This window comes from Bifidobacterium lemurum (assembly GCF_014898175.1).
Lineage (GTDB): Bacteria > Actinomycetota > Actinomycetes > Actinomycetales > Bifidobacteriaceae > Bifidobacterium > Bifidobacterium lemurum.
Map to the genome: position 1 here is coordinate 2,591,412 of NZ_CP062948.1, position 25,258 is coordinate 2,616,669.

Genomic DNA, 25,258 nt, shown 5'->3' on the forward strand with positions numbered 1-25,258 from the left:
TCCGTATGTGACCCGGCGTGTTTACAAATAGCGCGAATGCGGCTAGTCCGCAATCAGGTGGGCGACGGCGTCGAGGGCCATTTTGTAGCCGTAGAAGCCCATGCCGGTGATGGTGCCGGTGGCGACGGGGCTGATCACGGAACGTTTGCGGAACTCGTCGCGCGCCGACGGGTTGGAAATGTGCACCTCGATCAGCGGCAGCCCTTCGTCAATGACCATATGGGCGGCATCGGCCAAACCGTACGAATAGTGGGTGAAGGCGGCGGGATTCATCACCACCGGGGTCTTCTCGTCGGCGGCCTGGTGCATCCAGCCGATGATTTCGGCTTCATCGTCGGTCTGCCGCACTTCGACCTCCAGCCCCAATGCCGCGCCCCATTCGGCGCACAGGCTACGCATCGTCTCCAAGTCCTGGCGGCCGTACACGTCGGGCTGGCGTACGCCGAGCCGTCCCAGATTCGGACCGTTGACGACGATGACCTTGGTCATGATTGCTCCTTATCCATTCGTCCCCACGGGACGGGCTGTTGGGAGGACCGGAAGGCTCCGGCCCATTATCTTCGATTGTGACGGATGCGTCTTGAATCCGAAATCCGACGTGTCCGTCGACACCCGGCCTATCGGCTGATGCGTTCGAAGGCCTCGCGCACGGCGTCGGCCGGCGGGTTCTCCAGATGCACCACATGGCCGGGGCGGTCGAGCACCACGAAGCGCAGCGTGTTGCCGCGGGCCTTCTTGTCTTTGTGCATCAGGGCGAGCACGTCATCGAACGACCCGTTGTTCCACGAGATCGGCAGTCCCAGCGAGGAAAGCAGCGAGCGGTGGTAGTCGACCAGATCGGCGTCGATGTAGCCGAGCAAGCACGCCAATTCGGCCACGTACACCATGCCGACCGCGACGGCGTTGCCATGCCGCCAACGGAAGTGTTCGAGCTTTTCGATGGCATGGCCCATGGTGTGGCCGTAGTTGAGGAACTCGCGCATGCCGGCCTCTTTGAGATCTGCGGAGACGTGCTTCGCTTTGACGCTCACCGTGCGTTCGATCAGTTCGGCCACCACATCCTGCAGTCCGGAGCCGAGGAAGTTCGCGCCGTCGAAGGCGCGCAGCTCATCGGCATGCTCTTCGAGGATGCGCAGGATCTCCGTGTCCATGATGAAGCCCGATTTGGCGACCTCGCCCAAGCCTTCGGTGAAGATGTCGTTCGGCAGGGTCGCCAGGGTCTTCACATCGGCCAGCACGCCGGCGGGCGTGTAGAAGGATCCGACGAGGTTCTTGCCCGCGGCCGTGTTCACGCCGGTTTTGCCGCCGGTGGAGGCGTCCACCATGGCCAGCAGGGAGGTCGGGCAGTTCACGTAGCGCACGCCGCGCATCCATGTGGCGGCGATGAATCCGGCCAGATCGGTGGCCGCTCCCCCGCCGAGTCCCACGATCGCGTCGGAGCGGGTGAACCCTTCGTCGCCAAGACGCTCCCAGATGCCGTTGGCCACGTCGACGGTTTTGCCGCGTTCCGCGTCGGGGATCACGATGTCGCTCACCTCGTAGCCGGCTTGGCGCAGCAGGGTGCGCGCGCGGTCGGAATGGCGCTGCACCGGCTGGGTGTGGATCAGGGCCACGCGCACCGGCTTGGGGCCGAGCACGTCGGCGAGATGGTTCATCACGCCTTCGCCGATGGCCACGTCATAGGGTTCGATGGTCGAGCCGGTCACATGCACCGTACGTTCCGCAAGCATATCCATCACCTTTCTCGCCGCCATCTGCGGCGTCAGTCCGCGTGTACGCACATGCGCGTTCGCGACACGCTGGAACACGGGATCGCGTTCCTTGTACAGCTTCTTCCAGCGCGCGTCCGCGTCGCCGTTGAGCATGGGGCGGCCGCCGCCGCGGTTGGCGCGTTCCATCGCCTCGGCGGGATCGGCCATGAGATAGACGACCTTGCCTCCGCGCTCGATATACAAAGCCAGCGCCTTCTGCACCGCCGGCGTCATGGGAGCGCCGCCGCCAAGCGAGAAGACGCCGTCGAAGTCCTCGAGCATGTCGAGGATCAGGTCGCGTTCCACCTCACGGAAGGCGGGCTCGCCAAAGCGCTCGAAATAAGCGGGGATCTTCATGCCCACTTCGCGCTCGATCTCCACATCCGCGTCTGCGAAAGGCAAACCGAGCATATGCGCGACCTCTTTGCCCACGCGTGTCTTGCCCGCGCCCATCATGCCGATGATCACCGCATACGGGAGGATGACATGGCTTTCGCCGGCCGGACGGCCAGTTCGTTCAACACTCATCTGCACAACCATTCATTCGTCGGTTCGAGGGTGCCTGTCGCGAACCTGATAGGGATGGGCGGGCCTTTCCGCCCAGCATCCATCCCAGTAGGTTCCACAGTTCCTCGAGTCAGCGCATATGCTCGGGCCAGGAGGCGAGATAGCTTTCCATATTGCGGCGGGTCTCCTCGACGCTGTCGCCGCCGAACTTCTCGAGCGCGTACTGGGCGAGCGTGAGCCGCACCATCGCCTCGGCGACCACGGCGGCGGCCGGCACGGCGGTGGAGTCGGAACGCTGGTTGATGGCCTGCGCGGCCTCGCCGGTGAGCACATCCACGGTGCGCAGGGCCTTGGGAATGGATGGAATCGGCTTCATCGCGGCACGCACGCGGATCGGCTGCCCGTTGGACATGCCGCCTTCGATGCCGCCGGCGCGGTTGGTCACGCGTTCGATGCCGCCGTTCTTCCCCGGCACCATCTCGTCATGCGCCTGGGATCCGGGACGCATGGCTTCGAGGAAGCCGTCGCCGATCTCCACACCCTTGATGGCCTGGATGCCCATCATCGCGGCGGCCAGCGCCGCGTCGAGCCGACGATCGGATTCCACATAGGTGCCCACGCCGGCGGGCATGCCGTAGGCGATGACTTCGACCACGCCGCCCAAGGTGTCGGCGGATTCCTTCGCCTCGTCGATGCGGGCGATCATGCGGGCTTCGGCGTCCTTGTCCAACGTGCGTACGGGCGAGGTGTCCAGAGCCTGAACGTCGGCCGCGGTGGGCAACGTCGCCTCGGTGGGGTCGGTGATGCCGGCGCCGCCGATGGACAGCACATGCGAGGCGGTGGTCACGCCCAGTGTCTGCTCGAGGAATTGGCGGGCGACCTCGCCCAAGGCCACACGGGAGGCGGTTTCGCGCGCGCTGGAGCGTTCCAGCACGGGGCGCGCGTCGTCGAAGCCATATTTGCGCATGCCGGTCAGGTCCGCATGCCCTGGGCGGGGGCGGCTGAGCGGCGCGTTGCGCCCTTCGCGTTCCAGTTCATGGTCGAGCGGGTCGGCGCTCATCACCTCGGTCCACTTGGGCCATTCGGTATTGCCGATTTCGATGGCGATGGGGCCGCCGATGGTCACGCCGTGGCGCACGCCGGTCAGCAGACGCACCTGGTCCTGTTCGAATTTCATGCGCGCGCCGCGGCCGTAGCCCAGACGGCGGCGGGCCAGTGCGCCGACGATATCGGCCGTGTTGACGCGCACGCCCGCGGGCACTCCCTCGATCATCGCGACCAACGCCTCGCCGTGTGATTCTCCCGCGGTCTGCCAGCGCAACATGCCTTCTCCTTTATCCGATGGGTAACTTCGGACTATCCTACCGGTATGTCATACCTTGCGTGTCTGCCGAGTCTTCTATGTGGACTGGCGTTGTGCGCTGAAGACGTGCGCCATCGTCGGGTGCCGCGCGCATGGGTTGCGGTGGGTTCGCTCACGCAGCTGCTCGCCCTCATCGTGGTGGCGGTGGCCGAGAACAACGCGTTCGTGATATTGCAGTCGCTGCTGTTCGCGCTGCTGTGCGCGGCGGTGCAGGGCGCGTTGGCGCTGATTCGACCGGGAGCGTTGGGATTCGGGGATGTGACCTGCACGTTCGTGATTGGTTTGGCCGTCGGAATGTTCGGCTTGTTCGCCGTGGTGGTCTGGTGGCTGGCGAAGGGGGCGTTCGGCCTGCTGTGGATGGCCGGGTGGCGGCGATTCGACCCGCAACGACGCACGCCGTACCGCGGCAAGGTGCCGTTCGTGCCGGTGATCGTCGTCGCCGCGGTCGCCGCCGTGGCATGCGCCGCCGTATGGGGTTGAACAACAAAAGCGCCCGGAACCGAACCTGTCGATTCCGGGCCGCTTGCGATCCGCCTTCAACGCATGTCAGTTGGCGTTCTCGTTGTTGTTCTTGTATTCGTCGCGGATCTGCCAGAATTCGTCTTCGGTGGAGACGAACTTGGTTTCGCCGGTGGAAAGGTCGACCGTCACGAAATACAGCCAATCGCCTTCCTCGGGGTTGATCGCCGCTTCGAGGGCGTTGTCTCCCGGATTGCTGATCGGCGTGGGCGGCAGTCCCTCGTGGTTGTGCAGGTTGTACAGGTTCGACTCGTCGGCGATATCCGCGTCGGTGATTTCGCTGGCGCTTTTGCCCAGACCATAGGCCAGCGAGGTGTCCATGCCCAGGTTCATGCCGATTTCGAGACGGTTCTCGATCACGCGCGTGACCTTGCCGTAGTACTCCTCGCGATTCACCTCGGCTTCAGCGATGGATGCGATTTTCAGCACGCGTTGGCGTTGGTCGGCGGCGACGCCCAGATCGTCGAGTTTGGCGATGCGGGCATCGACCATCTCCTGCAGGATTTCGGTGACGGTTTTGTTCTGCACGTCGTAGGTGCCGGGTTCCAGCCAGCCTTCGAAGCTGCCTTCGGCCTCGGACGGCAGAATGCCGTCGCCGCCGCCGTTGACGACGCTTTCGAAATCACTTTCGGTGTAGTCCGTCAGCAGCACGGCGTTGGCGATCACCGCGGAGACGCGGTCGCCGGGGCGCACTTCAAGGAATCCGCTGGCGTTGGTCTGATCGGAAAGGATGTTCGCCACGTCGGCGGCGGCCATCTGCAGCCGCAGCGTGTAGGTTCCGGGATACAGCGTCAGATTGTTCGCGGCCACCACGGTGGTGAACGCCGCCGCGGATTTGACGATGTCCGCCTCGACGAGGTTCTCGGCGATTTGGGTCGCGCCCTCGCCCTGCTGCACGGTGAACAGCACTTCTTCGCCGCCGGGACCGGGATAGTCCTGAATCGCGGCCTGTTCCTGCTGCGCGTTGCGGGCGGCGCTCCAAGCGGCCAGCGCGCGGTACCCGAAATATCCGCCGGCGGCAAGCAACGCCAATACCACGATGACGATAATCGTGCGCACCACGCGTTTGCGCGCACGCTGCTCGCGGCGCTTGCGCATCTCCTTACGCGATTTCGGCGGACGCGGGGGTTCCGCGCCGAGAGGCGTTTCGCCGGGATCGACCCACTGCGTGTTCTCGTCGAAAAAATCGTTGAAGCTATCGGACATCGATCGCCTCCTTCTTCTCTTTCGCACCATCAAGTGCCGTCTGCAATATCACCACAGCAGACTGTTGGTCGACGACGGGCCTGTGCCTGTTCGTGCGAACCGACGCGTCAAGAAGCAGACGGTGCGCGCTGACGGTCGTCAGCCGTTCATCAACCAATGTTACCTGTGGAACCGTCTGAATCGGAGACTGGTCGTCGTCCACCAGCAGTTTCAAACGTTTGGTGAGATTGTCGGCCCACCGACGGGCCTTTTTCGCGCTTTTGCCTTCCGTGCCGTCCATCTGCAGGGGAAGCCCCACGATCACACGGTCGACATGCTCATCCTCGATCAGGGCGCACACATCCTCCAGCGCGAAGAAGGAATCGCCATACACGGCGATGTTGCCTGCCGGATGGGCAAGGGTGAGCTCCGGGTCGGACAATGCGAGTCCGACCCGTGCGTTCCCCAGATCAACGCCTAACCACACCATCGTCGTGCGTGTCAGGCCTTCGCCACCTCGGAGGACAGCGCCTCCAACGCCTCGTCGATCTTCGTCGCGTCGGCGCCGCCGCCCTGGGCGAAGTCCGGCTTGCCGCCGCCACCGCCGCCGAGGATCTTGGATGCGCCGCGCACCAGATCGCCGGCCTTGATGCCGAGCTTGCGGGCGGAATCGTTGGTGGCGACCGCCACCATGGGCTTGTCGTCCTCGCTCACGCCGGCGAGGGCCACCACCACGGGAGCGTCCTCGCCGAGGCGGCCGCGCACGTCGAGCACCGTCTTGCGCAGCGCGTCGAAGGAACCGAAATGTCCGACGTTCTTCGCCGCGACCTTGATCGAGTGGTTCGACTGTTGAGCGGCCGTCACCAGTTCCGGCACGGACGCGGCCAGCTGGGATTCGTACATGGAGGCCAGACGTCGGTCGGATTCCTTGAGCTTGGCGAGCAGCGTGTTCACACGGTCGGCCAGCTCGTCCGGACGCGCGTTGAGCTTGTCGCTCAGCTGCGAGACGAGCGCGTGCTCACGCGCGTTGTATTCGTAGGCGCTCTGTCCCACCAGCGCGTCCACGCGACGCACGCCGGAGCCGATCGACGCTTCGGACATGATGTTGACCGCGCCGATCTTGCCGACGTGGTCAACGTGGGTGCCGCCGCACAGCTCGCGGCTCCAACCGTCCTCGCCGATGGACACGACGCGCACGATGTCGCCGTACTTCTCGCCGAACAGATGCATGGCGCCCAGAGCGATGGCGTCATCGAACTTCATCTCCTGCGTGGTGACGGCCAGATTGTCGCGCAGACGGTCGTTCACGCGCTCCTCGACGGCGCTGATCACCGTCTTGGCCGGCGCCTTGGACCACTGGAAGTCGAAACGCAGACGGTTCGGGGCGTCCTCGGAGCCGCGCTGGGTGGCCTGCGGGCCGAGCTCCTCGCGCAGCGCCTTGTGCACCATATGGGTGGCGGTGTGCGAGCGGGCGATGGCGCCGCGGCGGTTCAGATCGATGTTGGCGTTGACCTGCGTGCCCACCACCAGCGTGCCTTCGGTCAGGCGGCACTGGTGGACGATGAGATCCTTGATGGGCTTCTGCACGTCGTCGACCTCGAGCACCGCGCCGTCGTCGGAGAGGATCTCGCCCTGGTCGGCGAGCTGGCCGCCGGCCTCCGCGTAGAACGGCGTGCGGTCGAGGATCACCTCGACGGTCGCCGGAGCGGTGACCGCGGGCACGGAGCCCTTGCCCTCCTGCATGATGCCGAGCACCGTGCCGCGGGCGGAGAAGTCGGTGTAGCCGAGGAAGTCGATCGGCTTGGCGAGCGTCTTCTTGAAATCGTCGTAGACGGACAGATCCACGTTGTGACGCTTCTTGAGCGCGTCGGCGCGGGCGCGGCCCTTCTGCTCGGCCATCAGCTCGCGGAACTTCGCCTCGTCGACCTTCACGCCCTGTTCGGCGGCCATCTCGAGGGTCAGCTCGATCGGGAAGCCGTAGGTGTCGTGCAGGGTGAACGCGTCCTTGCCGGACACGGTCTCCTCGCCGGCCTCCTTGGCCTTCCTCACGGCCACGTCGAGGATGGTGGTGCCGTTCTCCAGCGTGCGCAGGAAGGTGTCCTCCTCGCCGTAGGCGGCTTCGGTCACGTCATGGAAGGTGTCGTTGAGCTCGGGGTAGCTGGCCTCCATCGCGGCCTTGGAGACCGGGAACAGGCTGGGCAGCACCGGATCGGTCACGCCGAGCATGCGCATCGAGCGCACGACGCGGCGCAGCAGGCGGCGCAGCACGTAGCCGCGGCCCACGTTGCTCGGGCGCACGCCGTCGCTCATGATCATCAGGGCGGAGCGCACATGGTCGGCGACCACACGGAAGCGCACGTCGGCGTCCGCGTCCTCGCCGTACTTGTGGCCGGACAGGCGTTCGGCCGCCTCGATCACCGGGTAGACCTCGTCGGTCTCGTAGATGTTCTGCTTGCCCTGCAGCAGGTAGGCCAGTCGCTCCAGACCCGCGCCGGTGTCGATGTTCTTGTTCTCCAGCTCGCCCACGATATGCAGGTCGGTTTTGGATTTGACGTTGTCGACCTCGTAGTTTTCGAACACGAGGTCCCAGATCTCGATGTAGCGGTTCTCGTCCGCGATCGGGCCGCCTTCGACGCCGTATTCGGGGCCGCGGTCCACGTAGATCTCGGAGCAGGGGCCGCCGGGACCGGGGCCGCCGGTGGTCCAGAAGTTGTCCTCCATGCCCATGATCTGGATATGCTCGGGGTCGACGCCCTCGTTGCGCCACATGGCGCGGGCTTCCTCGTCATCGGTGAAGGTGGTCATCCACAGATCCTCGGGGGCGAGTCCATAGCCGCCCTGCTCGACCGGCAGGGTCAGCAGCTCCCACGCGTAGTGGATGGCCTCCTCCTTGAAGTAGTCGCCGAAGGAGAAGTTGCCGATCATCTGGAAGAAGGTGCCGTGGCGGGTGGTTTTGCCCACCTCGTCGATGTCCAGCGTGCGCACGCACTTCTGGTTCGAGGCCATGCGCGGGTACGGGGCGGTCTGCTCGCCCATCAGGTAGGGGATGAACGGCACCATGCCGGCGATGGTGAACAGGGTGGTCGGGTTCGGCGAGATCAGGGACGCCGACGGCACGACGAGATGGTCGTGCTTCTCGAAATAGTCAAGGTAGCGCTTCGCGATTTCAGAAGTGCGCATTGTGGTGCCATGCTCCTTGTGGGTTGTGGTGTGAGGGCGCGCGGGCCCTTCATTGAGGAATTACAGGTGTGGCCGAGGGCCGTTGAAACGTCGAAAACAGTCGCGCCTATAGGTGTTCAGCGGGCGCGGTCCGCGTATTGCCGGTTGAGTTCAGCCTCGCGGGCTCGACGCGTGGCGTTGAATTCGGCGATCAGGCCTTCCATCGTTTTCATCGTCACGTTCTCGGGATCGGGGCCGAGCAGGAACTGGCGCGCCTTGTCGGGCGTGTGCGCCTTGACGTAGGCCTGCGCCTTGGTGACGGCCATCACGCCGATGGCCGCGCCGATTCCGATCCAGAACAGTCGTTTGAACATCACTTCTCCCCTTGGTCGGTGCTCTGCTTGGCAAGGAAGGATTGGGCGGTGCTTTTCAGCGCGTACGCGGCGGACGCCGCCTTGATCACCGGCTTGCCGAGGAACGAGCCATACAGATCGGTGAGCGCGCCGACGTTGTTCGCCGTGGTGGACGCGGCCGCGGAGATCTTGTTCACGTCCTCCAGCGACTTGTTGACCTGGCGCACCGTGGTCACGGACTCGTCAAGCGCGGGAATGGCATGCTCGCCGGACTGCTTGACGGTGTCGGCGATCTGGTCGAACAGCTTGCCCAGACGGATCAGCGGGTAGATCATGAACCCAGCGAGGATCGCGAACACAATCGCCGCGATCAGACCTGCGATCTCTCCTACAGCCATCTTGAACCTCTTTCCTGCTCAGCGAACTCTTCCGTACACAATACCGCACCAGACTAATCAATAGGTGCGACTCACGAACCGTCACCGGTTGTACGCGGTGATGGTGATGGCCTCGGCGAAGGGTTTGTCGGTGTCGAAATCGAGCACGGTGACCGAACCGTTGGCGGGGCGCTCACTCAGATCCAAATCGTCGCCGCCGAAGCGGTGGGCGAGGCTGAGCAGCGTGTTGCCGTGGCTGATCTGCAGCACATCGTCGCCGCCTTTGAGCGCGGGATTCGCGGCGATCAGCGCGAACGCGCCTTCGACGCGCGTCCAGTACTCCTCATCGGATTCCGCGTCATGAAAGGGATCTGCCTCTTTAAGGAAGTCGCGTGTGGCGGCGAGTCCGAATTTCGAGACGATTTCGTTATAGGTTTTCGCGCCGTGCGGAGCGCCGGCCGCGTACCAGGCCATCGCCATATCCTGGCCTTCGTAATAGCCGTAGCATTGCTCGCGGAAATGCATGTCCGCGACAAGCGTGGGACGTGCGTGGCCGGCCGCCTCGTTGATGTCGAGGATGCGTTCGGCGGTCATCTGCGCGCGTGTGGTGTCCGAGCAGTAGGCGGCGGCGAAGTCGATCCCCTTGAGCTTCTCCCCCGCCGTGACGGCGTCGGCGAGTCCCGCTTCCGTCAGAGGAGAGTTCGACCAGCCCTGCAGGCGGTTGTATCGGTTGAAATAGGTCTGTCCGTGCCGGACGAGGTGCAGATGAAGAATCATGCCTCCCAGTGTACGCGCACGACGGGGAGTCGCAATCGTTTCCGTGCGACTTTTCCGAACACGAACCGAACATCGCATAACAGCGCGAATCGGCAAGATGACGGCGATTCCTCGGGAATATGTGCGTTTCGCCGGGATTTATGGGTCGCACGGGATGGTCCGGGGCGTCGGCCTGTGCGAACCCGGCCACAACGAACGATGCCCCGCGGCCGCATTCGGCCACGGGGCATCGCCCGGTATGTCCTAAAGGATGGGTTCGCTGAGGATCAGCGAGCGTAGAATTCGACCACGTACTGGATGTTGACCTGCACCGGCACCTCTTCGGCTTCCGGCTTGCGGGTCAGGGTGGCCTTCAGGGAGGCGAGGTTCACGTCGAGATAGCCGGGAACCTGGGGCAGCACGTCGCGATGCACGCCTTCGGCGGCGATCTGGAACGGCACCATGGTCTGGCTCTTGGCCTTCACCTGGATGGTCTGGCCGGGCTTGACGCGGTAGGACGGGCGGTCCACGATGTTGCCGTCGACGAGGATGTGACGGTGCACCACGAACTGACGGGCCTGGGCGGTCGTGCGGGCGAAGCCGGAGCGCAGCACCAGGTTGTCGAGGCGGACCTCGAGGTCCTGCAGCATGGCGTTACCGGTCTGGCCGGCGGTGCGGGTCGCCTTCTCGTAGGAGGCGCGCAGCTGCTTCTCGGAGATGCCGTACTGGGCACGCAGACGCTGCTTCTCGCGCAGACGCACCGCGTAATCGGACTCGGTGCGGCGGCGGGTGCGGCCGTGCTCGCCGGGGGCGTACGGACGCTTCTCGAAGATGCGCTGAGCCTTGGGGGTCAGTGCGATGCCCAGGGCGCGGGAAAGACGCACCTGACGGCGGGAACGCTGAACGTTCGTCATGATATTCCTATTCTTTCTGTCGTTGTCTGAACGGAACGCGGGAATCCTTGGGTGGATCCCCACGCTGAGCCGGCCTCTCCAACGCTTCGTCGTGATCGCTCACGAACGGCCTGCCTCCTTACGGATTCGGGCCGCCGACCCGTTGATGGGCTAAGGCTCCAGACAGTGCGCCCCTGATGGGACACACCAAAGTGAACATAGTACCCGCGCCTCGTGACAAGCGTCAGTCTTGGGTGAGGATGCCCCGGTCCATACGGTAGCGGCGGTCGACGTAGGCCAGCGCGTCGTGATCATGCGTGACCATGAGCACGGCGGTGCCCCGGTCCGCGGTTTCGCGCAGCAGACGCATGACGATGGCGGTGCTTTCCGCGTCGAGATCGCCGGTCGGTTCGTCGGCGATCAGCAGTTTGGGATCGTTCATCAGCGCGCGGGCGATGGAGACTCGACGCATCTCGCCTCCGGAAAGCTCCTTCGGATAGCAGGCGGACAGATCGGCCACACCCAGGCGGGTGAGCAGCTCCGTCGCACGGTCGACCAGAGGGTCGGCTTCGCTTGCGTTGGGTTCGGCGGCGGGCATCGGCGCGATGACGTCGGGCATGTCCGGATCGACCTGCGTTTCGGGAGATTCCTCGACTTCGCTCGGAATGACGAGAGAACCATCACCCGTCTTGGCAAGGGATTCCTCGACTTCGCTCGGAATGACGGAGGAACCTCCGCCCGAGGTGGTGGAAGAGTCGTCCGATGCGACAGAAGAATCACCACTCGACGTGGCGGAGGAGTCGCCTTCCGATGCGACAGAAGTCCCATCATCCGTCATCCCGAGCGCAGTCGAGGGATCTCCTCCCGCCGGAACCTTGCCTCCGCCGCCCAACACGGCGGGCAGGATCACATTGTCGAGCACGGTGAGGTTGCCGAGCAGCGTATGGCTCTGCGGCACGAATCCTATGACCGTGTTGCGCAGGGCCGAGATCTCACGGTCGGAAAGCGAGGCCACGTCACGACCGTCCAATGTCACCGAACCGCTGGTGGGCGTCAATAATCCGGTGATGAGATTGAGCAGCGTGCTTTTGCCGTTGCCGGAACGTCCGACGATCGCGATGAATTCGCCGGCGTCCACAGTGAGATCCACATGGTCGACGGCGGCGAAGGCCTCGCCTCGGCGTTTGAATTCGCGGGTCAGATCGCGTATCGCAAGTAAAGGCGTTTCGTGATCCTGCATCGTTGCGACAGAGGCCGTCGCGCGCGTCTGGTCCATCTGCGTCATCGCTTCGCCTCCTCTTCCCTATATTCGGGATAACCAAAGGGTACGAGTTCGATCATGCGCGTCACTCCCCCTCCCTGAGCATGAGATAGGTCTCCGGTTTCGACAAACGGTAGGCGGACGCCACCGAAGCGATCATGCCGGTGAGCACGGCGAACACGAGTCCGGCCGCCATCAGACCAAGCGTGGTGGGCACGCCGACCTGTAGGTACGGCAGTTGCAGCTGGCGGCCGATCAGCGTGCTGAACGGGAAGATCACCAGCGAGGCGAGCGCGATGCCGATCACGCCGCCGATAAGTCCCAGCAAGGCGGACTCCTTGACGATCAGCCCCACCAGCGTGCCGCGGGTCGCCCCCATAATGCGCAGCGACGCGAATTCGCGTTTGCGTTCGTTGGTGGATGAGGAGAACACGGCGAGCAGCACGACCACGCCCATCACCCAGAAGGCCGCGAGGAACAGGGCGACGTAGCCGACGATCGCGCTCAGATTCGTCTTCGTGGTGGCGGTGATGCCACCCGGATACACGTATCCCAGGCCGTCGAGTCCGGAGGCCTCGGTGATGTTGTCGGCCACCTGTTCGGCCGAATATCCGTCGGCCACTTTGATCAGCACGGCGGAGACGGCCGTGTCGGCGTATTCCTCGGGAATCGCGGGATGCCCCACTTGGGCCGAATATCCCACGATGCGCGGAATCGTCTCCTGATTGACGAAGACGGAATTGTCGAGGCTGGTGCCGGTGGTGGCCAGTTGCGCGGCCACCGGGAACTCGTGGTCGTAGAGTTTGATGGTGCCGGAGGTGGACACGTTGATGTTCGCGCCGGCGATCACCTGGCCCGTCTCCAACGTCTGGTCGTATTCCGAGGTGATCCACGGTTCGATGACGAAGTCGGTGGCCGGGTTGAAGCCGATGATCTGCACCTGTTCGTCGCAGCAGTCGGCGGTGAGCGAGGAGATGTACGTCTGCACGGTGGATTGCGCGATGCCGTCGGCTTTGCTTACCAATGAGGCGATGTCGTTGGTGAAATAGAAGGTGCTGGAGGTGGAGCTGGTGAGCAGCGCCTCGGCTTTGGCGCCGGTGTTCTGCGGCACCACCATGAGGTCGGCGCCCAGACGCTTCTGCATGCTGTCAAGGCCTGCGTTGAGGTTCAATGCCAGCATCGCGCCGCCGAAGAACGTGGCGGAGAGCATGGTGACGATCACCAACAATGCGGCCGTGCGGAACGGTTTGCGTTTGAGATTCTCGAAGGGCAGCCTGCCCAAGGTGATATGCGGCATGTCGGTCAGCGCACCCGCGTGGCGGCGGCGTTGGTGGACTTCGCGTCCATGACCAGGGCGATGGCGGCGAACACGATGGCGAGCGCGCCGAGCACCATCAACGTGGGCAGCATCACCATACGGCAGTGCATCATCGCTCCCTGGCATACGCCGATCAGCACGGTGGGGATGGCGAGCACCAGCAACGCGTTGATCACGACGGCGATGTTCAGTCCGATGCGTTCGCGCGTGCCGACGAACAGGGCGGCCACGCCGAGCAGGGCGATGACGACGCCGACGCCGCTGGCCGCCAGCGCCGAGTAATGGCAGGCGCCGGGAACGTCATGGCCGGCGCAGGCGTGCGCGAAGGTCTGCGGGGCGATGGCGGTCAACGCGCCGAGGATGATGGCGGGCAGGGATGCGATCAGCTTGTTCTTCATGATGTCCTCTCATCAGTTGCATAAACCTTCGAGATTATGCAGCCGAACATCAAGAAAATCAAGACTTGATTTGCATGCCGGTCTGTGGTAGCGGCAAACTCCTTCAGAGTTTTTCGATCGGAACTAAGGATGGCTCCGTCGTCGTACAGCCCGCTGGGCTGTCCGACTCCTCGCTGCACCGATTTATGAAAAACTCTTTTAGAGTTTTTCGATCGGTGCCACGCGAAGCATGAGACGTTTGGTGCCGGCGGAGCCGAAGTCGACGGTGATCACCGAATTGCGCCCCTTGTCCTGCAGGTCGACGACGGTGCCGAGTCCGAACTTGTCGTGCGTCACCTTGTCGCCGATCGAAAAATCGGCGATGTTCAGCTGGTTGTCCTTATCCAGCGAAGACACGGGCTGCGCGGACGAACCGCCGGACTTCGGAGCGACGCGGCGCGTGGTCACCTTGCCGCCGCGCGTACCGCCATGCGAGGAGCCGGAACCCGAGCGCCCGGAACCATAGGACGAGCCCGAACCGGAACCGTATCGGGAACCGGAGGACCCATACGAACGCGAGCCGGAACCCGATCCGTAGGAGCGGCCGCTCGAACCGGAACCATACGATGAGCCTCCATACGAGCCGGAGCCGGAACGGCTGGATCCGCCGTATCGCGAGCCGGAGCCATACGACGACGATCCCGAACCATACGACGAACCGTATCGGGAACCCGACCCGTACGACGAACCATACGAGGAACCGGAGCCGCCGAAGGTCGTCCCGGAGGAGAAGTCGTCGTCCCAGCCACCGAAATCATCGTCGAACTCGTCGCGCCCCCACGCGCCGCGCATACGCTCCACGCCGGCCTCGCGCCGCTTCCAGTCGACCAGCTCGTCAGGAATCTCGTCGAGGAACTGGCTGGGCATCATGTCGCTGGCCTGCCCCCACTGGGAGCGCACGGCCGCGCGCGTCACATACAGCCGCCGCTTGGCGCGCGTGATGCCCACGTAGGCGAGACGGCGTTCCTCGGACAATTCGCTGATATCCTCCATGGCGCGCGAATGCGGGAAGGTGCCCTGCTCCATGCCGGTGAGGAACACCACCGGGTATTCCAAGCCCTTCGCGGTGTGCAGGGTCATCAGCGTGACCTTGCCGGAATCCTCGCCCTCGTCGGGCAGCTGGTCGGAGTCGGCCACCAGCGCCGTGGTCTCCAAAAAGCCCGCCAGCGTGGCGTCCGGGGTTTTCTGCTCGAATTCCGCCGCCGTGGATTGCAGCTGGGAGAGGTTCTCCAGTCGCGAGGCGTCCTGCGGGTCGACGGATTTCTCCAGGTCGGCGCGCAGACCCGACTTGTCGAGCACCTCGGCCACGACCTCGCTGGGTTTGGCGTCATGCGCGCGGGTGAACTGCGAAAGCGAGGCCATCAGGTCGCGGAAGGCCCGCAACTGGTTGGCGGTGCGCGTGGGCATGTCCTGGATCTCGTCCACATGCATCAGCGCGTAGAAGAAGCTGGCGCCGTGCTCGCGCGCATAGTTGAGCAGGATACCTTCGGCCCGGTCGCCGAGTCCGCGCTTGGGCACGTTGAGGATGCGGCGCAGGTTCACGTCGTCGTCGGGGTTGACGAGCGCCTGCAGGTAGGCCAGCGCGTCCTTGACCTCCCTGCGTTCGTAGAACTTCGTGCCGCCGACCAGCTGGTAGGGCTCTCCACCGTTGATCAGCGCCTCTTCCAGCGAGCGCGACTGCGCGTTGGCGCGGTACATGATGGCCATGTCGGAGTAGGCGATGCCTTCCTCGGCGTGCAGGCGCGCGATCTCGCCCGCCACCCATGCGGCCTCCTGCTGCGCGTTGTCGGCCGCGTAGCCCACGATCGGCTCGCCTTTGCCCATGGCGGTCCACAGTTTCTTCGGTTTGCGGCCCTCGTTGTTGGTGATGACGGCGTTGGCCGCGTCGAGGATGGTCTGCGTGGAGCGGTAGTTCTGTTCGAGCATGATGGTTTTCGCGTTGGGGAAGTCCTGCTCGAAGTCCTGGATGTTGCGGATGTCCGCGCCGCGGAAGGCGTAGATGGACTGGTCGGAGTCGCCCACGACGGTGATCCATGCGGGGCCGGTTTTGCCGGCGAACCGACCGTTGCCGCCGGGCGTGGCGTCCGCGGATTCGCGCGCGTCCACTCCGGCGAGTTCGCGCACAAGCACGTATTGGGCGTGGTTGGTGTCCTGATACTCGTCGACGAGGATGTAGCGGAAGCGGTGGTGGTAGTAGTCGGCCACCTGCGGGTCCTTGCGCAGCAGTTCGACGGTGCGGCCGATCAGGTCGTCGAAGTCGACGGCGTTGGCCAATCCCAGACGATGCTCGTATTCGGCGTAGAGGACCGCGTGGATGGCCTCCAGATCGCCGGCATGGCCGAACTGGTAGCCTCGCTGGCCGGGCGTGAAGTCCGGGGCGTGCGCGGCGAGGTATTCCTGCCATCCGGTCAGATTGTTCTTCAGGTCGGAGATCTTGCCCAGGATGGAGCGCGGGGTGTAGCGCTTGACGTCCAGATTGAATTCGGTGGCGATGATTTTGATCAGGCGTTCCGAATCGGCGGAATCGTAGATGGAGAAGCCCGATTTGAGTCCGATGGACTGGCCGTCGCGGCGCAGGATGCGCACGCAGGCCGAATGGAAGGTCGACACCCACATGCGTTGGGCGACCGGCCCGATCAGGGTGGCGAGGCGTTCGCGCATTTCGGCGGCGGCTTTGTTGGTGAAGGTGATGGCGAGGATCTGGCTGGGCCATGCGCCGAATTGGCTGAGGATCCACGCGATGCGGCGGGTGAGCACTCGGGTTTTGCCCGAGCCTGCGCCCGCGCCGATCAGCAGCGCCGGGCCTTGGTATTGCACGGCCTCGCCCTGCTGCGGATTGAGGTCGCCCACGAGTTCCTCGGCGGTGCGTGCGATGACATCGGGATCCTGCTGCACTGGTGCTCCTCCTGCTATCCAAACCGTCCGTTCCCTCCGCCGGTCCGTCATGCGTCGGGGACGATGCGTATGCGCCCATCATGTCTATCACACCGTCGGGTCAGGACGGTTCGCGACGCGCACGTCGCATGTGCGCCCGCGAGTCAACTATGGGGCGTATGGTTTACCCATTACCGTTTGCATCACCATACGAGGAGTGTTTGTTCATGAAGGAACTCGAAGAGCGAATCCGTCAGGACGGAACGGTCAAGCCGGGCAACGTGCTGAAGGTCGACGCCTTCCTCAACCACCAGTGCGACGTCTCCCTGTTCGACCAGATGGGCGCCGCATGGGCCGAGCATTTCGCCGGCAAGCGGATCACCAAGATCCTCACCATCGAGGCGTCGGGCATCGGCATCGCCTGCATGGCCGCGCGTCATTTCGGCAATGTGCCGGTCGTGTTCGCCAAAAAGGCGCAGTCGATCAATCTGGACGGCGACCAGTACACCACCACCGTGTATTCCTTCACCAAGCAGAAGGAGTTCCCGGTGATCGTCTCGAAGAAGTATCTCGAGGCGGGCGACCGCGTGCTGCTCATCGACGACTTCCTGGCCAACGGCAAGGCGCTGCGCGGTCTGATCGCGCTGTGCGAGGCGGCGGGCGCGAGTGTCGAGGGCATCGGCATCGCCGTGGAGAAGGGCTTCCAAGGCGGCGGCGACAAGCTGCGCGAGGAGGGCTACGACGTCGATTCGCTGGCCATCGTCGAATCCATGGATCCTGAGACCGGTCGTATCGAGTTCCGCTGAGCGACGATTCCCGCATGAACGCACTTTGAGATGCTTCGACTTCGCCTGCGGCTCCGCTCAGCATGACGATTCGTTGTCGTCATGCTGAGCGGAGTGCAACGGAGTCGAAGCATCTCTGACGTAAAACGCATACGTCACATCCACCAATGAATCCCCAGAGAGGAACCCATGTCTGAAGAGAAGAAGAAGTCCGGCATCTCGATGGAGGCGCTGACCTCCCTCGACGCTCCCGTATCGTTCTGGAAGGGCATTCCGTTCGGTCTGCAGCACGTGATGGCGATGTTCGTCGCGAACCTCGCCCCGATTTTCATCGTCGCATCCGCGGCGAATATGACGGACGCGCAATCCGCGACCATCATCCAGGCCGGTCTGCTGGTCGCGGGTCTGGGCACCTGCCTGCAGTTGTACGGCGCGTGGCGCATCGGCTCGCGCCTGCCGATGGTGACCGGCATCTCGTTCACCTATGTGGCCGCCGCGGTCGCCATCTGCGCCGACAAAGGCTATGGCGCGGTCGTCGGCGCCGTGATGGTCGGCGGACTCCTCGAATTGGTGTTGGGCCTGACCGCCAAGTATTGGCGTCGTTTCGTGCCGCCGATCGTCTCGGCCATCGTGGTCACCTCGATCGGCTTCTCCCTGCTGACCGTGGGCGCGACCTCGTTCGGCGGTGGTGATGGAGCCGAGGACTTCGGTTCGTGGCAGAACCTCACGCTCGGCCTGATCTCCCTGGTGGCCTGCCTCGCGTTCCAGCTGCTCATGAAGGGCACCGCCAAGCAGCTGTCCGTGCTGTTCGGCCTGGTGGTGGGCTATGTGGTGGCGATCTGCATGGGCAAGGTCGATTTCTCCGGCTTTACCGATCTCGCCATCGTCTCCGTGCCGCAGTTCATGCCGTTCAAGCCCGAATTCGATTGGGGCGCGATCATTTCGCTGGGTCTGCTGTACGTCGTCTCCTCGGTCGAGGTGCTGGGAGATACGGCCGCGCTGACCAAGGTGGGTCTGAACCGCCTGCCCACGGAGAAGGAGACCGCGGGCGCGATCGCGGGCGATGGTCTGATCTCCTCCGTCTCCGGTCTGTTCGGCTGTCTGCCGCTGACCTCCTTCGCGCAGAACATCGGACTTGTGGCCATGACCAAGGTCGTCAACCGCAAGGTGATCCTCTCCGGCGGCGTGATTCTGATCGTGGCGAGTTTCGTGCCGGCCATCGCCGAAGTGTTCAACTCGCTGCCGCAGTCCGTGCTCGGCGGCTGCACGATCATGATGTTCGGCAACATCATCCTTTCGGGCTTCCAGATGATCTCCGAAGCGGGCTACACGCAGCGCAACATCACCATCGCGGCGCTTTCGCTGACCATCGGCATCGGCTTCACGCAGGTGAGCGACATCTTCGTGAACTTCCCCGCCCTGTTCCAGTCGATCTTCGCCTCGAACTGCATCGCCGTCGCCTTCGTGGTGGCCGTGATCCTCAACGCCGTCCTCCCCAGCGAGGAGCACTTCCTGAGCGCGCCAGCAGCGAAGGAAGCATAAGCACAGTCTGAGCGCACCGGAGGCGAAGGAAGCATAGGTCGGGTTCGCACGGAGTCGTTCCCGACAAGCGCCCGTGCGACCCTTTTCATCACCCCAAATGAACATAAAATGGCGGCATTCCTTGGAATGCCGCCATTCGTCTTGTGAAGCGATGTGACTTTCCTGTGCGGAAAAGTCGCACGGATTCCAGCCAGCTTAAGCTTCGTGCGAAGGCGTCAACATCACACCACCTGCGTCAACGCAGGGCCGGCGGCCGTGGGATTGAGCTGACGCACGCGGCCCACCGTCAATCCTATGGAGGCGAAGGCCAGGGCGAACAGCAGCAGCACGCCGACCGATGCGCACCAGCCGCTGAAATCAGGCGCTCCGGCGATGGCGGCGTCGCGTCCGCCGAAGGATTGGTAGATGGACTCCACATACCACCAGCCGGGCGTGAACTTGGCCAAAGCGATCACGATATCGGGCATCATCGACGAGGGAACCCACGCGCCGGAAAGAAACGCCGCGACCATGCTCACCACATTGGCCACACCGCTGGTGGCGTTCCACGACAGTGAGAACTGCCCGACCATGAAGCCGAACGCCAATGCCGTCAGGCAGAGCGCCAGCATCGCCGCCAGCGACAAGGCGATGCGGGACGGATCCAACGCTCCCAAACCGCCCGGCATCACGGCACCGATAACCAACAGCAACGCCGCATGGTACGCCCAGACGACCGCCGCCACAACCAGACTGGCGACCATCACGCCGCCGCCGATACTCGCGGACGATTGCGGCGGCGCCGCCAGCCGCGAACGGACGAGCGGTTCGTTGAACCGCGACACCACCAGGCCGACGGCCAGCGTCATCACCATCATCATCGGGTAGACCATGCTGCCCGCCACCACAATGAACGCGGTGATCGACACTGCGGTGCTACGCCCCGACGTGCTGCCGTCGCCCGCGGTCCGCACCGTCACCTGCGGCAGATCGGCCTGTTGTTCGACCACGAGGTCGATCGCCTCGTCGATTGTCACGTCCATGTCCGAAGCGAGGGCGAGGCGCACCGCGTCGAGGAATCCGTTGACTTGGATGCCGGCCATGGCGGTCGTACCGGAGCTGGAGCCGGTCACCGTGTCCACGCTGGGCATCGCACTCCCCTCGCGTGCGGCTTGGACGAATCGTTCGGTGTAGTCTTGCGGGATGATGACCAGAAGTTTGATCTGGTCGGCGGCCAGGGCATCCTGCATGTCGCGTGTGGTGTCGCTCACCTCGTGGAAGGTCGCGTTGTCAGCCAACGCGCGTTCGATCCCCTGCTTGAACGCATGTTGAGAATCGGAGTCCCGGTCGATGACGGCCACGCCGACCGTCACCTGCTGGAAAGCGTCGGAGCGCCCGTTCCCATCGTCCGACGTAACGACCACGCCGACGGAAAGCATAATCATCAGCAGGCTGCAGGCGAACATATAGCCGAGGAAGATCCCGGCTTTATGCGACCAGATGACGAGAAACGCGGTTTTACAGGTGCGCATAGCGTTGCCTCCTGAGCAGAGCCGTCGCGGCGGCTACGGCGAGCGCGGACATGACGAGCAGAACGGCGATGGTTTGGGCGAACGGGGCGAGAGTGTCGTAGTACAGCAGGTCATAGAACAGATTCGAGACCTGTTTGACGGGGTTGATGAGGTGGAACAAGGGAGCCTCGCGCTGGATCGTGTCGTTGAGCGCCATGGAGGTGATGCCCATCAGTCCTGCGGGAACGGACAGCCCGACGGAGATGGCGATCGATATGGCGTTTTTGGCATTCAAGGAGAGTTTGGGAATCGCGCCGAGCGCCAGTCCCAAGGCACTGGCTGTGAACGAGGCGACAAGCAGTCCGATTTCGGCCAGAATCTCACGTCCGCCGACGGTGATGCCGAGCACGCAACGGATATAGAGGAACGCGATGCTGGATGAGAGGAACGACATCAGCCATCCGGCGAGGAACACGCCCAGCACCATGCGCGATTTCGGCAGCGCGCCGGCGGTGATGCGAGCGCCGTTGTCGGTCAGGTTCGCCTGCATGAACACCAAGGGGATGCAGGAGAATAGCATGCTCAGCATGGCGGCCATGCCCAGCAGCGCGAAGTGGTATCTGGCCATGGGGTCGGGTGTGAACCGTGTGAGCGTGATCTCATTGGTGTAGGAGACGGCGTCGGTGCCGAGGCGGTCGCTGAAGGCCGTCCAGAAGTCGGGGTCGCCGGCCAGCTGCGGATCTCGCCGCAGTGCCGCGGTGATGGCGTCGGCGATGATGCCGCTGTTCGTGTTGAACACGTCGAGCACGTTGCTTAACGCGCTCAGACTGATCGAGGTCGCGTCGCCGCCGTTCACTTGGGCCGCCCGCACTTGGGCCGCGGTCGTGTCGGAGATGGTCATGGCGATGCGGCCGTCGTCGTCCGCGGCCAGTATGGCGCTCACTTCGCCGCCGTCCAGTAGCTCTTCGGCCTGCTCGATTCCGTTTGTTTCGGTTATGCTCACCAACGTTGTCTCGCCGTCGCCGCCTTCCGCCAAGGCCCGCACGAAGCGTTCGGCACCATACACGTCGTCCCATGCCGCATCCGACACCACGGCCACTGGCACCGGCTCGATCACGTTTTGCTCGGAGATGCCGCCGAACACACCCTGCAGCATGGTGGCGAGGATGATGGGAAAGCAGACCATCCAGAACACGCCCGATTTGTCGCGCAGGTTGACGCGCATCATGGCGATGAACGTACTCCACATGTCCTGCTCCTACTCTTCGGTTCCGTCGCTGTCGGCCGAATCGCGCAAGGCGGTGCCGGTCAGTTCCAGAAACACGTCGTTCAGGGAGGGCGGGCGGCTGGTCAGATGCCCGACGTTGACGCCCGACGCGTTGAGCATGTCGAGCAGATCGGCGAGATTGCGTTCGCCGCGTCTGCAGCGCACGTCCAATTCCTTGCCGTCCCAAGCGGCTTCGATGACGAACGGCAGCGCGCGGATCCGCCGCAGCGTCACGTCGTCAAGGTCCAGGGTCGCGACGCTGATGCGCTCCCCCATGCCGATCATGTTTTTGAGTTCCTCGGCGGTGCCGAGCGCGAGATGCCGGCCGTGGTCCATGATGAGGATGCGGTCGGCGATCCGTTCGACCTCCTCCATGTAATGGCTGGTGTATACGATGGTCGCACCTTCGCGGTTGAGCCGCTGGATGCCCTCGAGAATGGCGTTGCGGCTTTGCGGATCGACGGCCACAGTCGGCTCGTCGAAGAAGATCAGCTCCGGCCGGTGGGCGATGCCGCAGGCGATGTTGAGTCGGCGTTTGAGGCCTCCGGAGAGTTTGCCGGGGCGGAACCTGCGGAACTCCCCCAATCCGACGAAATCGATGGCCTGATCGACTAGTTCGGCGCGGCGCTTGCGCTCGGTTACGTACAGCGAACAGAAGTAGTCGATGTTCTCTGTGACGGTAAGCTCGTTGAACACGGCCACGTTCTGCGGCACGATGCCGATACGTCGCTTCACGTCGTAGCTGGTCGGCGTGACCGGTTCGCCGAACACGCGGATCTCTCCCTCGTCATAGGTCAGCAATGCGAGGATGCAGTTGATAGCCGTGGATTTGCCGGAACCGTTGGGCCCGAGCAGACCGAAGATCTCACCTCGCCGCACGTCGAGGTCGAAATAATCCAAGGCCAGCATGTCACCGTACCGTTTGACCAATCCCTTCACTTCGACCGCCGAATCCGACACGTCATCGCCTCCATCCCGCGCCGACGATGCCGCCCGCACGTCAGACGGACGCGATTCGTTTGCTATATCCCTCATCATCACCCTCCCATACTCGTCGTTACCTCCATCATCGCCCATGCGCAGGGCTCGACACCGGTGACCACACTCACTATTCGACTTTCGACAATGACATTTGTCACGGCCGCGCAGCCGACGAAGATGAGTAGACTCATGCTTGTGACCGGATTATTGGACAAGTTGCTGCTGATGGCGCTGTGCGCGCTGCTGCTTGTCCAATGGCGGGGTGCCGTCACGGCGCGGGATGTCGCCGTGATACTGACGGCCGTCTGCTGCGCGTCGGCGACGGAATGGATGCTCACCACGATGCGGTTCTCTTGGGCGTGGGTTCCCGGATGTCTGATGATCGTATGCTCGCTGATATTGCCGACGTTTCTTTTCACCCTGCCGACGGTCGCGTTCGACGCCTGCCGCCTTGCCGATCATCCCAACACGGCACGGAACCCTCATCAACGCCTCGCAATGCAGCGTTCGGAATCCTGGCTGCGGCAGATTGGCCGTGTCACGGTATTGCCGTATCTGTGGATGGTCCCGCTGTGCTGGACGCTGCTGGCCCATCCCGACTGGCGCGCCACCGGTGCCGTGATCGCCCTGTTGACGGTGATGGCGTTCCTGTGGGGATCGTCCGCGCACCGGCAGACGCTGACGGGACTTCGTTTGAACCGCATACAGGATGAGCGACGCAACAGCGTGCGGGCGCTGCGAGATCAGCTCTCCGACGCCCACGAGGATCGCATGACGGCTACCCGCACCGCCATGCTGAATGAGCGCACACGCATCGCACGCGACATCCACGATAATGTGGGCCATCTGCTCACCCGCGCGATCATGCAGAGCGAGGCGTCGCGCGTGCTCGCCGAAGCGAGGCATGACGCCGTATCCGAGCAGGGCTTCGCCGATATTCACAGCACACTTGACGAGGCCATGACGATGGTGCGGCGTTCCGTGCATGATCTTGATGACGAGGGGGTCGATTTCGCCGCGTGGATGGCGGATGCCGCCCGTTCGACGGGCCGACTGCGTGTCGACCTGCGCAGCACCGTCACCGACGCGCCCGCGCCGGTCGCCCGCTGTTTCGCCGTGGTTATCCGCGAATCCCTATCCAATGCCGCGCGACACAGCACGGCCAACCGGGTGACGGTGGTCGCGCAGGAGTTCCCCGCGTTCTGGCAGCTGGTCGTACAGGATAACGGCGATGCCGTCGCATGGAGGAATCCCCACGGCAGCGGAGGGATCGCGCCGACGATGCCCTCGCGTCCGACCGGCAGGACCGCAGTCATGCCGCGCGAGGACCGCCGCGGTATGGGATTGGCCGATATCGAAGCCAGGGTGCGGGCTCTCGATGGCGTCTGCTCGACTGGCCCTCATGGCGATGGATGGCGGGTGTTCGTGTCGATTCCCAAAGCGCCGTTCGCGCATCGCAACGGCGAGATTCAATCCTTAGCCCGGAATACGAGGAATGGAGCGGATTCATGAAAGTGGCCATCGCGGACGACGACGCCATCGTGTGTTCGTCGCTCACCACGATTTTTCAGGCGACGGGCGTCGCCCAAGTGGCTTGGACGGCCGCCGACGGGGCCGAAGCGCTGGAACGCTACCGTTCCGGACCGGCGATGCGGCCCGATGTGATGCTGATCGACATCCAAATGCCCGGCATGGACGGACTGGAGGCCGCGCGCCGCATGCTCGATTTCGATAAGGCGGCCCGCATCCTGTTCCTCACCACCTTCGCGGACAAGTCCTATATCGACGAAGCCATGGCGTTGGGCGCGAAAGGCTACCTCATCAAACAGGATGTGGCCTCGGTCGCACCGGCCGTGCAGGCGGTGATGGCCGGACAGATCGTGCTCGGCGCCGAAGTGCTTGGCAAACTCACCGGCGTGGGGGCCGAACGCAGCGTGGAGAATGACGGACGGTCCCCTCTCTCCCAATCTGAATCCTCCGCCGGAACGCACAATACTCCCAGCGTTCGTGCCGGGAACGACAATGCCGGAGGACGCAGCCGCGACATCACCATCAATGGCGGCGACAGCGCCACGGACAAAGACCTACGCCTACTGCATTCGTTATCCGACCGCGAACGTGACGTCGCTGCCTTGGTCGCCGAAGGATTCGATAACCGCGAGATCGCCGCGCAACTGTTCCTCAGCGAAGGCACGGTACGCAACCGCATTAGCAACATCCTCGACAAGCTGCACCTGTCCAACCGCACCCAACTCGCCATCCTCTGGCTCAGACAGACTTCGCACAAAACTATTCCCTCCAACCGTCCGTGCGACCCTTTTAATCACCCAAAACGAGCATAGAATGGTGATATTCCTCGGAATGTCACCATTTCGTCTTGTGTGACAATGTGACTTTCCTGTGCGAAAGGTCGCACGGACTCCATCCAGCTTAGGCTTCG

22 protein-coding genes are annotated in these 25,258 nt (G+C 63.8%); 5 read left to right on the forward strand and 17 right to left on the reverse strand.

Features of this window, described 5'->3' with window-relative positions; all coding sequences use genetic code 11:
* Positions 1-42: 42 nt before the first annotated feature.
* From BL8807_RS10300 to aroC, 3 genes are all read right to left on the reverse strand, one after another.
* Positions 43-489, reverse strand: coding sequence for a type II 3-dehydroquinate dehydratase (locus tag BL8807_RS10300; protein ID WP_072726695.1), 447 nt, complete (start codon positions 487-489; stop codon positions 43-45).
* 128 nt (positions 490-617) lie between these two features.
* Positions 618-2,279, reverse strand: a complete 1,662-nt coding sequence (locus tag BL8807_RS10305) for a bifunctional shikimate kinase/3-dehydroquinate synthase (RefSeq protein ID WP_072726696.1) — start codon at positions 2,277-2,279, stop codon at positions 618-620.
* Between the two features lie 109 nt (positions 2,280-2,388).
* A complete protein-coding gene (gene aroC / locus BL8807_RS10310) occupies positions 2,389-3,582 on the reverse strand; it encodes a chorismate synthase (RefSeq protein WP_072726697.1) in 1,194 nt (397 codons plus the stop codon).
* Between the two features lie 45 nt (positions 3,583-3,627).
* Between aroC and BL8807_RS10315 the strand changes: the two genes are divergently transcribed.
* On the forward strand, positions 3,628-4,101 hold the full coding sequence (locus tag BL8807_RS10315; protein WP_072726698.1) for a prepilin peptidase: 474 nt from the start codon (positions 3,628-3,630) through the stop codon (positions 4,099-4,101).
* Between the two features lie 66 nt (positions 4,102-4,167).
* Here the strand turns inward: BL8807_RS10315 and mltG are convergent, their stop codons facing one another.
* The 11 genes from mltG to BL8807_RS10370 all read right to left on the reverse strand — a co-directional run bounded on the left by mltG (position 4,168) and on the right by BL8807_RS10370 (position 16,774).
* Positions 4,168-5,346 (reverse strand): endolytic transglycosylase MltG, encoded by a 1,179-nt coding sequence (gene mltG / locus BL8807_RS10320; protein ID WP_072726699.1) that lies wholly within the window; start codon positions 5,344-5,346, stop codon positions 4,168-4,170.
* Positions 5,336-5,815: a Holliday junction resolvase RuvX gene (gene ruvX, locus BL8807_RS10325; RefSeq protein ID WP_072726700.1), complete on the reverse strand. Its 480-nt coding sequence runs from the start codon at positions 5,813-5,815 to the stop codon at positions 5,336-5,338. Before ruvX ends, mltG begins: the two co-directional genes overlap by 11 nt.
* Positions 5,816-5,826: 11 nt before the next feature.
* Positions 5,827-8,505 (reverse strand): alanine--tRNA ligase, encoded by a 2,679-nt coding sequence (gene alaS / locus BL8807_RS10330; protein ID WP_072726701.1) that lies wholly within the window; start codon positions 8,503-8,505, stop codon positions 5,827-5,829.
* A 116-nt stretch (positions 8,506-8,621) separates the two neighbouring features.
* Positions 8,622-8,858 carry a hypothetical protein gene (locus BL8807_RS10335; protein ID WP_072726702.1) on the reverse strand — a complete coding sequence of 79 codons (237 nt, stop codon included), beginning with the start codon at positions 8,856-8,858 and terminating at the stop codon, positions 8,622-8,624.
* A complete protein-coding gene (locus tag BL8807_RS10340; RefSeq protein ID WP_072726703.1) occupies positions 8,858-9,235 on the reverse strand; it encodes a DUF948 domain-containing protein in 378 nt (125 codons plus the stop codon). The genes BL8807_RS10335 and BL8807_RS10340 overlap by 1 nt, the downstream gene beginning before the upstream one ends.
* Positions 9,236-9,316: 81 nt before the next feature.
* On the reverse strand, positions 9,317-9,991 hold the full coding sequence (locus BL8807_RS10345; RefSeq protein WP_072726704.1) for a histidine phosphatase family protein: 675 nt from the start codon (positions 9,989-9,991) through the stop codon (positions 9,317-9,319).
* A 266-nt stretch (positions 9,992-10,257) separates the two neighbouring features.
* On the reverse strand, positions 10,258-10,884 hold the full coding sequence (gene rpsD / locus BL8807_RS10350; protein WP_072726705.1) for a 30S ribosomal protein S4: 627 nt from the start codon (positions 10,882-10,884) through the stop codon (positions 10,258-10,260).
* Between the two features lie 223 nt (positions 10,885-11,107).
* Entirely contained in the window at positions 11,108-12,103 is a 996-nt protein-coding gene (locus tag BL8807_RS10355; RefSeq protein WP_072726785.1) for an ABC transporter ATP-binding protein, read from the reverse strand.
* 106 nt (positions 12,104-12,209) lie between these two features.
* Entirely contained in the window at positions 12,210-13,421 is a 1,212-nt protein-coding gene (locus BL8807_RS10360) for an ABC transporter permease (protein WP_072726706.1), read from the reverse strand.
* 5 nt (positions 13,422-13,426) lie between these two features.
* Entirely contained in the window at positions 13,427-13,840 is a 414-nt protein-coding gene (locus tag BL8807_RS10365) for a DUF4418 family protein (protein WP_072726707.1), read from the reverse strand.
* Between the two features lie 198 nt (positions 13,841-14,038).
* A complete protein-coding gene (locus tag BL8807_RS10370; protein ID WP_072726708.1) occupies positions 14,039-16,774 on the reverse strand; it encodes an ATP-dependent helicase in 2,736 nt (911 codons plus the stop codon).
* Positions 16,775-16,980: 206 nt separating this feature from the next.
* On the opposite strand from BL8807_RS10370, the gene BL8807_RS10375 reads away from it, so the two are divergent.
* Positions 16,981-17,559, forward strand: a complete 579-nt coding sequence (locus BL8807_RS10375; protein ID WP_072726709.1) for a xanthine phosphoribosyltransferase — start codon at positions 16,981-16,983, stop codon at positions 17,557-17,559.
* Positions 17,560-17,727: 168 nt separating this feature from the next.
* Entirely contained in the window at positions 17,728-19,080 is a 1,353-nt protein-coding gene (locus tag BL8807_RS10380; protein ID WP_072726710.1) for a nucleobase:cation symporter-2 family protein, read from the forward strand.
* 221 nt (positions 19,081-19,301) lie between these two features.
* Here BL8807_RS10380 and BL8807_RS10385 read toward each other — a convergent pair whose 3' ends face one another.
* From BL8807_RS10385 to BL8807_RS10395, 3 genes are read right to left on the reverse strand one after another with little or no spacing between them, the layout of a single operon-like run.
* Positions 19,302-20,591 (reverse strand): ABC transporter permease, encoded by a 1,290-nt coding sequence (locus BL8807_RS10385; RefSeq protein WP_072726711.1) that lies wholly within the window; start codon positions 20,589-20,591, stop codon positions 19,302-19,304.
* Positions 20,578-21,819, reverse strand: coding sequence for an ABC transporter permease (locus tag BL8807_RS10390; protein WP_072726712.1), 1,242 nt, complete (start codon positions 21,817-21,819; stop codon positions 20,578-20,580). The genes BL8807_RS10385 and BL8807_RS10390 overlap by 14 nt, the downstream gene beginning before the upstream one ends.
* Before the next feature lie 9 nt (positions 21,820-21,828).
* Positions 21,829-22,746, reverse strand: a complete 918-nt coding sequence (locus BL8807_RS10395; RefSeq protein ID WP_226847532.1) for an ABC transporter ATP-binding protein — start codon at positions 22,744-22,746, stop codon at positions 21,829-21,831.
* Between the two features lie 249 nt (positions 22,747-22,995).
* Between BL8807_RS10395 and BL8807_RS10400 the strand changes: the two genes are divergently transcribed.
* Both BL8807_RS10400 and BL8807_RS10405 read left to right on the forward strand, forming a co-directional pair.
* Positions 22,996-24,330 (forward strand): sensor histidine kinase, encoded by a 1,335-nt coding sequence (locus tag BL8807_RS10400; protein WP_193057468.1) that lies wholly within the window; start codon positions 22,996-22,998, stop codon positions 24,328-24,330.
* Entirely contained in the window at positions 24,327-25,160 is an 834-nt protein-coding gene (locus BL8807_RS10405) for a response regulator transcription factor (RefSeq protein ID WP_083570279.1), read from the forward strand. Before BL8807_RS10400 ends, BL8807_RS10405 begins: the two co-directional genes overlap by 4 nt.
* Positions 25,161-25,258 lie beyond the last annotated feature (98 nt).

Coding starts and splice junctions, on each gene's coding strand:
- alaS (WP_072726701.1), bottom strand. CDS start 8,505: ATGCGCACTTCTGAAATCGCGAAGCGCTACCTTGACTATTTCGAGAAG.
- BL8807_RS10345 (WP_072726704.1), bottom strand. CDS start 9,991: ATGATTCTTCATCTGCACCTCGTCCGGCACGGACAGACCTATTTCAAC.
- BL8807_RS10395 (WP_226847532.1), bottom strand. CDS start 22,746: ATGCTGGCCTTGGATTATTTCGACCTCGACGTGCGGCGAGGTGAGATC.
- BL8807_RS10300 (WP_072726695.1), bottom strand. CDS start 489: ATGACCAAGGTCATCGTCGTCAACGGTCCGAATCTGGGACGGCTCGGC.
- mltG (WP_072726699.1), bottom strand. CDS start 5,346: ATGTCCGATAGCTTCAACGATTTTTTCGACGAGAACACGCAGTGGGTC.
- ruvX (WP_072726700.1), bottom strand. CDS start 5,815: ATGGTGTGGTTAGGCGTTGATCTGGGGAACGCACGGGTCGGACTCGCA.
- BL8807_RS10380 (WP_072726710.1), top strand. CDS start 17,728: ATGTCTGAAGAGAAGAAGAAGTCCGGCATCTCGATGGAGGCGCTGACC.
- BL8807_RS10335 (WP_072726702.1), bottom strand. CDS start 8,858: ATGTTCAAACGACTGTTCTGGATCGGAATCGGCGCGGCCATCGGCGTG.
- BL8807_RS10305 (WP_072726696.1), bottom strand. CDS start 2,279: ATGAGTGTTGAACGAACTGGCCGTCCGGCCGGCGAAAGCCATGTCATC.
- rpsD (WP_072726705.1), bottom strand. CDS start 10,884: ATGACGAACGTTCAGCGTTCCCGCCGTCAGGTGCGTCTTTCCCGCGCC.
- BL8807_RS10375 (WP_072726709.1), top strand. CDS start 16,981: ATGAAGGAACTCGAAGAGCGAATCCGTCAGGACGGAACGGTCAAGCCG.
- BL8807_RS10390 (WP_072726712.1), bottom strand. CDS start 21,819: ATGTGGAGTACGTTCATCGCCATGATGCGCGTCAACCTGCGCGACAAA.
- BL8807_RS10400 (WP_193057468.1), top strand. CDS start 22,996: ATGAGTAGACTCATGCTTGTGACCGGATTATTGGACAAGTTGCTGCTG.
- BL8807_RS10360 (WP_072726706.1), bottom strand. CDS start 13,421: ATGCCGCATATCACCTTGGGCAGGCTGCCCTTCGAGAATCTCAAACGC.
- aroC (WP_072726697.1), bottom strand. CDS start 3,582: ATGTTGCGCTGGCAGACCGCGGGAGAATCACACGGCGAGGCGTTGGTC.
- BL8807_RS10340 (WP_072726703.1), bottom strand. CDS start 9,235: ATGGCTGTAGGAGAGATCGCAGGTCTGATCGCGGCGATTGTGTTCGCG.
- BL8807_RS10355 (WP_072726785.1), bottom strand. CDS start 12,103: ATGCAGGATCACGAAACGCCTTTACTTGCGATACGCGATCTGACCCGC.
- BL8807_RS10385 (WP_072726711.1), bottom strand. CDS start 20,591: ATGCGCACCTGTAAAACCGCGTTTCTCGTCATCTGGTCGCATAAAGCC.
- BL8807_RS10405 (WP_083570279.1), top strand. CDS start 24,327: ATGAAAGTGGCCATCGCGGACGACGACGCCATCGTGTGTTCGTCGCTC.
- BL8807_RS10365 (WP_072726707.1), bottom strand. CDS start 13,840: ATGAAGAACAAGCTGATCGCATCCCTGCCCGCCATCATCCTCGGCGCG.
- BL8807_RS10315 (WP_072726698.1), top strand. CDS start 3,628: ATGTCATACCTTGCGTGTCTGCCGAGTCTTCTATGTGGACTGGCGTTG.